Here is a 10,127-nt window from a genome sequence, read left to right on the forward strand (position 1 = left end):
GTGGGGCTCGGCCTGCGTCAACCCAAAGGTCGCCTTCGGCGACCGGATGCAATCGCTGAACACGGTGCCGTCCGGCTTGGAACTGGCGACGCGCAGCCAGCCGCCAGCGCTGATCGACCGGTAGCCGCTCAGGCTGGAGTAGTCATCGATCACGTCGAGGTGGAGATGACCCTCCGGCCACTTGATGAGCCCTAGGCGGAGGAGGTGCTTCAGCATTCGTTCGTGGAAGTCGTCGAAGGTGGTGACGAGGTTCGGGAAGGCGAGTGCCTGGCGTCCCCAGCGGGCAGCGATCCGGCTGCGGAGCTCGCCGACAGCGGCGCGGTTGAAGCTCAGTGCGAGGACGCCGCGCCGCCCGTCCGGGGCGCCGTGATGCAGGTAACCGAATCGTGCTGTAGCGACTGTTGTCTTGCCAGAGCCAGGGGCGGACACGATGTTGACCAGACGGTCATCGGTTGCGGCCGCGATGACCTGCCGGTCGGTGAGCCGGACACCCATCAGAGCAGGTCGATAAGGTCGTCGGCGACGTGGTTGACGTCGATGGGCTCGTCCTCCATTGCCACTTCTTGGCCTTCCGCTGTGCCGTCGGGTGCGGGTGCATGATCGTGCCAAAGCCAGTCGAACAACTCCACGAGTTGCGGAGGAACCGTTGCTGTGGCCAGGTTGTCCTCGACTTGAGCAGCGAGCTCGAAGGCGAACTCGCCCTTAAACGGTTTGTTCTTCTCCTCCCGGAAGAAATCATCCACGTTCGTCGCCGTCGGGGTCGACCCGAGGTCCTTACCGCAGGCCTCGAGTGCTTTCTTGACGAGCTCCTCGTTGCTTGGCACCAGGGTCGGCTCGAGCGTCGGTGCAGACCAGAAGAACTGAACATGATCCGACGAGGCGAACGCGTCGTGCCATCGCGGTGGCTGCGGCGCGGGCAGCGGGTCGCCGGGATTTTCCGGCCGCTTGTCGGTGTCGCACAACACGGCCACCTGTCGCGTCAGTTCGTGACCCGGCTCGGCGAGCAGGCGCACCGGCCACTCACCGATCCGGTTCCCGATCGGCACGACGGCGAGAGCGTCGATGAACGCCCGCTTGGCCCTGTCCTCGACTGCCCAGGCTCGCCCGTAGGCCCGCAGGAGTGCAACTTCGGTGATGCCCTCGACCAGCACTACCCGCTCGGCGAAAAGGGCGCCTGACCGGCTGGCGTCCAGGTGCAGCTGCGCCATCCGGCGCACTTTACGGCCGGTGTCCTCTTCCCACGGGATGTTCGCGATGACCCGCGAGACAACCTGTCCGGAGGTGTCACGCCGCACGATGACCAGATCGTTCGGCTTACACGCTGAGATCATCTCGCCAGCGTGCGTCGACACGATGACCTGAAGATCGGGGCGTTCGTCGGCGCTCGCGCGCAGGTAGCGAATCAGGCCGTGCTGGAGCTGTGGGTGCAGGTGCGCTTCGGGCTCCTCTATAAGGACGGTGGCATGGAAGAGGTCCGGCCAGAACGAGTCCTGCTGCTCGTCCGCGCGTTCGTCCGCCTCGGCGAGGCGGGCTCGGCGAACTGCCGCGGTCTCCTCGTCGCCCAGCTCCGCGGCGTGGGCCGCCGGCTGCCCAGAGACCGTTTCCGCGGCCGCTGCGCTGGCCTGGTCGGCGGTGGGAACGCCTGGGGCCGGCGGGGGCGGGCCGGCGGGCGGCTTCGCCGGGTCAGGGATGCCAGCAAGGGTGACCGCTATGTGGAGCAGGTTGACGTACCCGAGGCTCGCGCCCTCAAGCCGACGCGCATCATCCGTTGTGGCTGTCGTCGCGAGCAGCAGCTCGAGTACGCGAGCCAGGTAGGCGTCATCGACGCGTTGGGTGCCAAGGAACGCGAAGTGCTCCTGGACGCCACTGGTCAGGTCCTTCAGGTTTTCGGCGATGCGCCCTTGCACATCAACGAGGAGCTGCTGGGTCGTCAGGCTCTTCAGCATCCGCTCGGCCTGGGCCTTCACCTGGGCCAGCGAGCCACCGGACGGGTTACGGCGCTGCTCGGCGCGCATGAGCTCGAGCAGCACCCGGGTCTCGCGCCGGGAGAGCTGGTCAACCGGATTCCTCGCGGCGGGCAGGTACACCAGTCGGAGCTGATCGTGGCCGTCAACGGTGGAGTCGATGCCGGCGGCCCGTACCTGACCGAGCGACCGCTCGATATTGCGCCGCCAGGAGGGGGCGCCGAGTCCCATCGACTGCCGAGCGGTCCCAAGCGCGCCTTCATCGGCGGGATCGACCTCCATGGCGTACTCGACGTCGATAGTCCGAGGCGCCGGACCGAGGAGGGAGGCATCTGGTGGCTGCAATCGCGGGAACCGTTCGAGGTGCGCCCAGTAGATCGCGTCGTTGATGGTGGTCTTGCCGATCCCGTTCGATCCGGCCAGAACACTGAAGCGTCCCGGGAACTCGACCGAGACTGGCGAGTTCGCAGACGCTCGGAAGCCCTCGACTGTGACGTTCCGCAGATGCACGACCAACCCCTTGCCTGTTCACATGGCGACGGCCTGAACGCCGCCTTTACCTGACCCGGAGGAGGCTCCCACAACCGGAGCGTACGGCGCTGACGAATGGGCGATCAGGTTCATCGAAAGGCAGGGCCGATCACGTGGGCCGGTCAGCTGATGGGGCGCAGTCTCGAAGCTCCGATTTTCGAGCTCATGCCCGCTAAGCGCCTGTGTCGAGGTTTAAGTAGCGCCGCCGCCCCTTGATCTCGTCGAAGACTTTGTCCGAGGGGCGGCCACGGAGCGTCGCGAATTTCCTTCCGCGTCGTCGATCCTCGTGCCGACTGGTGCCAGCGTTCTCGCCAGCGTCATTGTGGGCGGAATGACGCCCCCTGCTACCCACACAGTCAAGGCTTCATTGGTTCAACCGTCGAACCCTTCGACCAACTCAGCTGGGGCAGCGGCCAGCCAGGAGTCGACGAGTAGGTCGCGGAGGTCGCCGGGGTCGATGACGTTGAGCTCTATGAGTACGGCGGGGTAGTTGTTGAAGTGCTCGATGGTGAAGACGCCGTCGATATCGGCCGCGAGGACGCCTTCCTTCTCGTGCAGGTCGGCGGTGTTGACGGCGAGGATCGGTGGCGTCGGCGGGGTCTGGTCGCCGAAGCGCTTGAGGTCGGCCTTGCTGTATGGGCGGAGCCAGGCGATGCTCTTGCCGCGTACGGACCAGGTGGGGTGTCCATGACGTTCGCCCTCGGTGACCTCGGGGAGCTCGTGGATGATCCGAGCGACGTCGCGGAGCGTTGCCATTCCTCGAGGGTAGTTCGTGGTCTTGCCTCTGTCAGGCGGCAAGCGTGAGCGGTGGGCCGAGGTCTTCGCTGATGTCGATGGTGCCGGCCGGCGTGACGACGTACTCGTAACCGTGGGGGCTGCGCCACCTGTAAGTGCCTGCACGAATCCGGTGGTAGCGCCACCCGTGATGCGTCTTCATCCGGTGGTGTTGTCGGCAGAGGGGAGTCAGGTTGTGGCTGCTGGTCTCGCCGCCGGCGGCGTAGGGGACTCGGTGGTCGAGGTCGCAACGTTCGGCGCGGGCTTGGCAGTAGGGGAAGGAGCACTTTTCATGGATCAGTTCTGCCTGACGCCGCTGCCGGGCGGTCGGGACGTATCCGGCTGCTTCGATGGTGTCGGCCAGGTCGACCACGATGACCGGCTTGACGATGGTGCCGGGAGTGGTGGCCCACTGTTCGAGGCGCTCGATGGTGACCAGGCCGCAGGTGTTGGTGAGGCGGACCAGGCCGGTGCCGGCCAGGTCGCGGGTGTCGGTGTGGATGACGAGCTCGACCACCCGGGTGACGCCGGGGACACCGTCGAAGGAGCCGGAGTTGTACGCCCGCCCCAGCACCCCGAGCGCGGCGGCTCGTCGCACGTCCAGGCTGGCGTGGGCGTAGTCATCTTCGTCGAGAAGGCCGCGCGCGATCGAAGCCACCGCCTGCTCCAGGTCCAGGGCGTCGGCCGCGTCGAGGACCCCGTCCAGATAGCCCAGCGCCAGCACAGCTTGGCCTTGCTCGGCACCGGTGCCGACGAACGGGGTGGTCTCGTGGGTGGTGATCGTGACGGAGCGGTGCTCGACCGCTTCGGACTCGGCGGCTGCAGCAGCGACATCGGGTTCGAACAGCGCGGCGGCCTGGGTGAAGGCGCGCTCCAGCTGGACCGGCCCCATGGTGTGGGCGTACGGCCCGATCTGCTTGTCCACCCAGGTCGCGACCTCTCGATCGAGGGGTCGGGTGAGGTCGGCGATCCGACGGGCCCGCCAGGCCAGGAGCGACCCGTCCAGGATCCGCGCCCAGACGTGCTTGAGCCGGTAGCGCAGCTCGACCGCATCGCCGAGGAACTTTTTCCCGGCGTGCGTCGAGCGACCCAGGACGGCAGAGAACTCGACCGCCGCCGCCTCGGAGACCAAGGGCGCTCCCGGTCCTGCCAGGGGCAGCATTCGGTCGCCGAACACGTCTCCGTCCAGTCGCGCTGATTTCTGGGGAGAGTCGACAGAATGCAGCGCCGCGAACCGCGCGGCGGCGATCAACACATCCCGGTCAGCCTGCTCCGCGACCGCCCGAGACGTACGCACCGCAGCCAGCAGATCGCTGGTGGTGTCGTCGGGGTCGAGGAGTGCTTCCATGGCCGATATTTTATCAGTCAGAACCGACAAGAATGGCCCTGTTATTCCTGGTCAGATGGCATATCGACGCTATCTTTGCGGTTGGTTTGGCGGGGGTGCGCCACCGACACAGCTCGTCTCTGACTCGCGGCGGAAGAAGGTCCGGTTTCGGCCCGGTCTGGTGCTCCGAACGCGGGTAAGGTCGGTGCGGTGACGTCCATGATCGACTCCCTCGCATCCCGGCTGCTCCGGAGCCGCGCGGTGGTCCGCGCGCCGATCTGGCTCTACCGTCACAACGCCGGGTGGCTCTTCGGATCCCGGATGCTGATGCTCGAGCATGTCGGGCGCCGATCGGGCGTCGCGCGATACGTGTGTCTCGAAGTCGTCGAGCGGCCGACCTCGCACGAGATCGTGGTGGTGAGCGGGTTCGGCACGGGTGCACAGTGGTACCAGAACCTCCTCGCCGAGCCTTCGTGCCGCGTCAGCATCGGGACGCGCACCAGCGTCGCGGCGCGGGCACGGTTTCTCTCCGAGGAGAAGTCCGCTGCCGCGCTGGGTCGCTATCAACAGGCACATCCGAAGGCCTGGCAGCGCCTGCGCGGCGCGATCGAGACGGCGGTCGGCCACGAGGTCGAGGGACTGCCGATGGTGAATCTGAAGCTCATAGGAGACTGAGATGCGTCGCACGTGGCTGTGGTTCATGAAGAACACGTTCAACCGGGTGACCATCCGCGTGGCCCGCTCGGGGCGCGGTCCGTTCTCGCTCGTGCGTCACGTCGGGCGGAAGTCGGGGAAGACGTACGAGACGCCGATCATGTTGGCGCGCGTGCCGGAGGGGTTCATCGCCGAGCTGACCTACGGCGAGGACGTCAACTGGTATCGCAACATCGTCGCGGCTGGGCGCTGCGAGGTGTTCGTCGACGGCCAGTGGCATCAGGTGTCAGCGATCGAGCCCTATCCGTCCGATGCCGGCCGCGACGCCTTCGGCTATCCGGCCAAACTGGTGCTGCAGCTGCTGCAGAAGCACGAATTCAGGCTGTTGCGTACGGCCTGATCATGTCGGCCCACTGAGCTCGCGTAGGTGGCTGCGGAACTCGGCGCCGTCGGCGGGGGAGCGGTACTCGAGCTCGTGGGCGACCTCGCTGGCGACGAGCAGCAGGCTGGGCTGCGATCGCCGTTCGTGGTTCAACGCGGCCTCGGCGAGCTCGAGTGCGGTGACCGGGCTGCCGTCGCGGGCGGCGAGGACGGCCTTGGTCAGCTGTGCCTCGGCGAGTCGCATCGGGCTGATGACGGTGCCGTCCGGACGAGTGCTGGTGGCGATGACGGTGTCGGCCATGGCATCGGCCATCCGTTCGCGGCCGTGCAGGGTGCGGTAGGCGTCCATCGCGTAGAAGGAGGCCTTGGTCGGGTCGACGTTGAAGTGGTTGCGCACGTTCGACGGCAGGTCGTTGCGGTCGAGGACCTCGCGGACCCGGTCGAGGGCGACCTCGGTCTTGTGACTGTCCTTCATCCGGGCGTACGCCTTGGCCTTCTGTGCGTGGAGCTGCGCGGCGACCGAGGCGTTGGGGGCGCAGCGGATACCGGCGTCGGCGGCTGCGATGACGTTGGGCATGTCGCCTTGGGTCAGTGCCATCCAGGCACGAATCTCCCACGTCCACGCGGCCATGACGTTGTCGCCCAGGCCGGCCGCGAAACCCTCGGCAGCGACGCGGGCCTGGTGGGTTGCCTGCTCGTCGCCCTGGTCCCACATGAGGCACGCCCGGAGAAGCGACAACCAGCCGGTGAGGTGGATGACTCGCTCGTGGCCGGCGAGGGACACTCGCCCTTCATGCACCAGCGAGGCGAGCTCCTTCAGCCAGTCGTCGACCTCGATGGTCAACGAGCGGGCGTCTTGGGCTGAATAGGCCGTGCACAGGCGCTCGACTTCAGCTTCCGCCTGAGCGAGATGAGCCTCGCCCACTTTCGGCATACGCAGCGCGGCGACCAGGTCGGTGAACTCGGTCGGGCTCAACCGATCCGGGACGTTCTGGTTCGCGAGCGGACGCTGGGCGAAGAAGTCGGCGACCGGCAGGTCGAACATCGCGGCGATCGCCTGCTGGGTCTCGGGTGACGGGTTGGCGATCTCAGCGCGCCGGTAGCGCTTGAACATCGCGAGCACCGAATCGAGCTGAGTCTCCTCGTGGAAGGGCGACAGGGCGATGTAATGCATCGCGGTCTCCCGGTTGCTCCAGCCCTTGGCGGCCTGAAGACGTACCAGCCTCTCGTGCCACTGCTCAGCCATCCGGCCTCCCGGTGCGTTCGGTGTCTTGTCGCGCGTGGCGAGGCGACAGGACGACTCGCACAAACCTAACAACGAAGACCGAGGAGCGGGGGACCACTGGGATCAACGGCGATGCTCCCCGGCTGCTCTCTCCTGCCCACCGCCGTTCGCGGCCATCGTGAGGTGACAGGAATTCGGACGAAAGGACCGTGATGAGCCAGTACGCGCTCGCCGCCGCAACCCGACCAGGTCGGCCTCGGGCGATCCCACGGTTGGCCAGCGCACGTGCTCCACGTGACGAGGTCCTCCACGCGGCGGCGGAGCTCGTCGTCAACCGCGGGTACGCGGCGACCTCGACGCGAGACATCGCGGAGAAGGTCGGGATCCGGCAGGCGTCGCTCTACTACCACTTCGCGGGCAAGCCCGGGATCCTCGCTGAGCTTCTGGAGCTCTCGGTGCGACCGAGCCTCGACCAGGTCATGAAGATCGAGCAGGAGTGCCCGGGCGATGTGCCAGAGGCGGCGCTCTACCTGCTCGCGCTGATCGACGCGGACACGCTCGCGACGGTGCCGCACAACATCGGCCGGCTCTACCGGATGCCGGATGTCAGGAGCAGCGAGGTGTTCGGGGAGTTCCAGCCTGCGCTTCGGGAGCTGAGGGCTGCGTACGGCCGGTTGGGTGCCGCGGTTGTCAGTGGCCCGGTCGCAGCGTCAGTGGGCGGGACCAGCTGGGTGGGCTGCTGGACCAGGTGGTCGAGGTGGTGATCAGGGTGCGTTCCCGCGGCGACGAGGTAACGCGAGCCCATGCGCGGGCGATCGCGGCGACCTGCCTGCGGGTATGCGGTGTGCGGGATGCCAGGATCACCCTGGCCGCAACTGCTGCCGAAGAGCTCATGCCGATGTTCGCGACGGGCGCTCGGACTTGCGGAGTCGGCGGCTGACGAGCGAGAAAGGGAGGGAATCCCATGGGAACGGGGATCGATCTCCTGCTGCGGGCTCGCAGTGCTGGCGCGGATTCGTGGCCCTCGTTGTTCGGGCCGGAAGCGTCCGGGCCGGTTGATGCGGTGGACAGGCCGGCGATCGTTGCGACGCTGCTGAAAGAACGGCGCGCGGGTGATCTCGACCTGCTTCGTGCTGTCACTGCGTACGAGATCGCGTCGCGCAAGGAGGCGGGTGACGGTTGTGGGGTTGTCCTGCTGGCCTGTTGCTGGATGCTCTTCTGCGACGGTCGCCTCGAGGATGTCCCTCTGATCTGGCGCGCGAAGAACATCAACTTCGACGCGTACTGCTACATCGACGCAGCCCTTCTGCAGCCCCAGGGGTCGGATGCGTCGATCGCTCTTGCCGCGCGGACCGGCATCGACGATCTCCTTGCGTATCTGCAGCGCTTGCTGCCCGGCGACATGGTCGAGGAGATCACCACCTGGCGTACGTCGTCGTTCTTCGCGGCATGTCCCGCGCCGACTTCGGCGACCGTCGAACTGGCCGCGTGGTTACGGGACGGCTGACTCCGTGCAGGCCGGGCTGCCAGCTCGCCCGGCCGTGATCAGGGGTTGGGGTCGAGGTGGGGGAAGTCGCGGTTGAGGGCCCAGTCGATCCTCACGCGCTGGCTGCGGTCCATCTGAAGGCTGGGGATGATCGCGGGAGACACCCATTCGGCGTGGGTGTTCTCGGGCGAGGGGGTGGGCTCGCCGGCGAGGTAGCGGCCGGCGTAGATGATGGAGCACTCCTGGCGTACCTCGCCGTTGGCGGTGTTCTCGATCCGGTGACGAGGGTTGGTCCAGATCCCGACCAGGCCGGTCACCTCGATGGTGATGCCGGTTTCCTCGAACGTCTTGCGGACCGCGGCCGCCGTCAGCGACTCGCCGGGCTCCATCGCCCCGCCGGGCATGGTCCAGTTGCCGGTGTCGTTGCGGCGGACCAGCAGGATGCGGCCCGCGTCGTCGAGCACGAAGGCGCCGGCGCTGGGCCTGATGCTGTTCACCTCGGGCGCCGTCGGATCGTTGTGCCAGTCGACTCGCTGGCTCATACCGCGCGCGCCCGGGGCGCGCGGACGTGGCGGTTGTACAGACGCGTCTACTGTCGGCCGAGATCCCACGGTGGGCAGCATAGCCGAATCAAGCGTGGTCAAGCGCACAGAAGAAGGGCCACGCCTGCCACAAATTCGATCCCGAAGTAGAACCAGATCGGATAGAAGCGTACGGCTGAATCGAGCAGCCGTGACGGCAACCACCGCCCCCGGAGGTCTTCGCTACGTCAACAACCGACCCGGAGTGTCACCAACCTCCTGGCCGAGTACAGCTAGCTCGTGACTGCGCCGACGGCGGCCGACTGCACCGTGCGTCGGTACTTGCCGAGCACGCCGCGACGATACTTCGGGGGAAGTGGCTCCCAGCCGACCTTCCGCCGCTCCAGCTCCTCGGGTTCCACCTCGACCTCGAGGGTGCGGTTGACGACGTCGAGGACGATGGGGTCGCCGTCGCGGACGAACGCGATCGGGCCGGCGTCGACGGCCTCGGGGGCGATGTGGCCGACGCAGAGGCCCGTGGTGCCTCCTGAGAACCGGCCGTCGGTGATCAGCAGGACATCCTTCCCGAGACCAGCGCCCTTGATGGCTCCCGTGATGGCGAGCATCTCCCGCATGCCCGGGCCGCCCTTCGGGCCCTCGTTGCGGATGACCACGACGTCGCCCGCGACGATGCGGCCTTCTTCGAGGGCGTCCATCGCGGCCCGCTCCCCGTCGAAGACCCGGGCAGTGCCGCGGAAGACGGTGTCGTCGAAGCCAGCCGTCTTGACGACTGCACCCTCGGGCGCCAGCGAGCCCTTCAGGATGGTGAGACCACCGGTGCGGTGGATCGGCCGCTCGAACGAGTGGATCACGTCGTCGTCGAGCGTGGGCGGGCTCAGCTCGGCGAGGTTCTCCGCCATGGTCTTCCCGGTCACCGTGAGGCAGTCGCCGTGGAGCAGTCCCGCGTCCAGGAGCGCCTTCATCACCACCGGAATCCCGCCGATCTTGTCGACGTCGTTCATGACGTACTTGCCGTACGGCTTGAGGTCGGCGAGGTGGGGGACCTTCTCGCCGATCCGGGTGAAGTCGTCAAGAGACAGGCCGACCTCGGCCTCGTTGGCGATGGCCAACAGGTGCAGCACGGCGTTGGTGGAACCGCCGAGGGCCATCACGACGGCGATGGCGTTCTCGAAGGCCTCCTTGGTCATGATCTGGCGCGCGGTGATGCCGCGGCGCAGCAGCCCTACCACCGCTTCGCCCGAGC

General features: G+C 67.2%; 11 protein-coding genes. 4 read left to right on the forward strand and 7 right to left on the reverse strand.

Features of this window, described 5'->3' with window-relative positions; all coding sequences use genetic code 11:
* From ACFVJS_RS16455 to ACFVJS_RS16470, 4 genes are all read right to left on the reverse strand, one after another.
* Window positions 1-495 (reverse strand): UvrD-helicase domain-containing protein (locus tag ACFVJS_RS16455; protein WP_378882208.1); only part of this gene is annotated, 495 nt, incomplete at its 3' end.
* On the reverse strand, window positions 495-2,474 hold the full coding sequence (locus tag ACFVJS_RS16460) for an ATP-dependent endonuclease (protein WP_378882211.1): 1,980 nt from the start codon (window positions 2,472-2,474) through the stop codon (window positions 495-497). The genes ACFVJS_RS16455 and ACFVJS_RS16460, both read right to left, overlap by 1 nt.
* A gap of 393 nt (window positions 2,475-2,867) precedes the next feature.
* The gene (locus ACFVJS_RS16465; protein ID WP_378882213.1) at window positions 2,868-3,251 is read right to left on the reverse strand and encodes an MmcQ/YjbR family DNA-binding protein; all 384 of its coding nucleotides are present in this window, start codon (window positions 3,249-3,251) and stop codon (window positions 2,868-2,870) included.
* Between the two features lie 31 nt (window positions 3,252-3,282).
* A complete protein-coding gene (locus ACFVJS_RS16470; RefSeq protein ID WP_378882215.1) occupies window positions 3,283-4,617 on the reverse strand; it encodes an HNH endonuclease in 1,335 nt (444 codons plus the stop codon).
* Window positions 4,618-4,815: 198 nt separating this feature from the next.
* Here ACFVJS_RS16470 and ACFVJS_RS16475 point away from each other — a divergent pair, with 198 nt between their 5' ends.
* Window positions 4,816-5,271 (forward strand): nitroreductase family deazaflavin-dependent oxidoreductase, encoded by a 456-nt coding sequence (locus ACFVJS_RS16475; RefSeq protein ID WP_378882230.1) that lies wholly within the window; start codon window positions 4,816-4,818, stop codon window positions 5,269-5,271.
* Between the two features lies 1 nt (window position 5,272).
* The gene (locus ACFVJS_RS16480) at window positions 5,273-5,650 is read left to right on the forward strand and encodes a nitroreductase family deazaflavin-dependent oxidoreductase (RefSeq protein WP_378882218.1); all 378 of its coding nucleotides are present in this window, start codon (window positions 5,273-5,275) and stop codon (window positions 5,648-5,650) included.
* On the opposite strand, the gene ACFVJS_RS16485 is transcribed toward ACFVJS_RS16480, so the two are convergent.
* Window positions 5,651-6,877 (reverse strand): hypothetical protein, encoded by a 1,227-nt coding sequence (locus tag ACFVJS_RS16485; protein ID WP_378882221.1) that lies wholly within the window; start codon window positions 6,875-6,877, stop codon window positions 5,651-5,653.
* 191 nt (window positions 6,878-7,068) lie between these two features.
* Here ACFVJS_RS16485 and ACFVJS_RS16490 point away from each other — a divergent pair, with 191 nt between their 5' ends.
* The gene (locus tag ACFVJS_RS16490; RefSeq protein ID WP_378882222.1) at window positions 7,069-7,620 is read left to right on the forward strand and encodes a TetR/AcrR family transcriptional regulator; all 552 of its coding nucleotides are present in this window, start codon (window positions 7,069-7,071) and stop codon (window positions 7,618-7,620) included.
* Between the two features lie 200 nt (window positions 7,621-7,820).
* Window positions 7,821-8,363 carry a hypothetical protein gene (locus tag ACFVJS_RS16495; protein WP_378882225.1) on the forward strand — a complete coding sequence of 181 codons (543 nt, stop codon included), beginning with the start codon at window positions 7,821-7,823 and terminating at the stop codon, window positions 8,361-8,363.
* 38 nt (window positions 8,364-8,401) lie between these two features.
* Here the strand turns inward: ACFVJS_RS16495 and ACFVJS_RS16500 are convergent, their stop codons facing one another.
* Both ACFVJS_RS16500 and ACFVJS_RS16505 read right to left on the reverse strand, forming a co-directional pair.
* Entirely contained in the window at window positions 8,402-8,884 is a 483-nt protein-coding gene (locus tag ACFVJS_RS16500) for an NUDIX hydrolase (RefSeq protein WP_378882227.1), read from the reverse strand.
* Between the two features lie 272 nt (window positions 8,885-9,156).
* A partial coding sequence (locus ACFVJS_RS16505; RefSeq protein WP_378882229.1) for a dihydroxy-acid dehydratase occupies window positions 9,157-10,127 on the reverse strand: 971 nt, incomplete at its 5' end.

The sequence above is a fragment of the Nocardioides sp. NPDC057772 genome, assembly GCF_042798075.1.
Taxonomy (GTDB): Bacteria; Actinomycetota; Actinomycetes; order Propionibacteriales; family Nocardioidaceae; genus Nocardioides.

Bases quoted from the DNA above. Each gene is read 5' to 3' on its own strand.
- ACFVJS_RS16485 (WP_378882221.1), bottom strand. From the start codon at position 6,877: ATGGCTGAGCAGTGGCACGAGAGGCTGGTACGTCTTCAGGCCGCCAAG.
- ACFVJS_RS16490 (WP_378882222.1), top strand. From the start codon at position 7,069: ATGAGCCAGTACGCGCTCGCCGCCGCAACCCGACCAGGTCGGCCTCGG.
- ACFVJS_RS16470 (WP_378882215.1), bottom strand. From the start codon at position 4,617: ATGGAAGCACTCCTCGACCCCGACGACACCACCAGCGATCTGCTGGCT.
- ACFVJS_RS16495 (WP_378882225.1), top strand. From the start codon at position 7,821: ATGGGAACGGGGATCGATCTCCTGCTGCGGGCTCGCAGTGCTGGCGCG.
- ACFVJS_RS16465 (WP_378882213.1), bottom strand. From the start codon at position 3,251: ATGGCAACGCTCCGCGACGTCGCTCGGATCATCCACGAGCTCCCCGAG.
- ACFVJS_RS16475 (WP_378882230.1), top strand. From the start codon at position 4,816: ATGATCGACTCCCTCGCATCCCGGCTGCTCCGGAGCCGCGCGGTGGTC.
- ACFVJS_RS16500 (WP_378882227.1), bottom strand. From the start codon at position 8,884: ATGAGCCAGCGAGTCGACTGGCACAACGATCCGACGGCGCCCGAGGTG.
- ACFVJS_RS16480 (WP_378882218.1), top strand. From the start codon at position 5,273: ATGCGTCGCACGTGGCTGTGGTTCATGAAGAACACGTTCAACCGGGTG.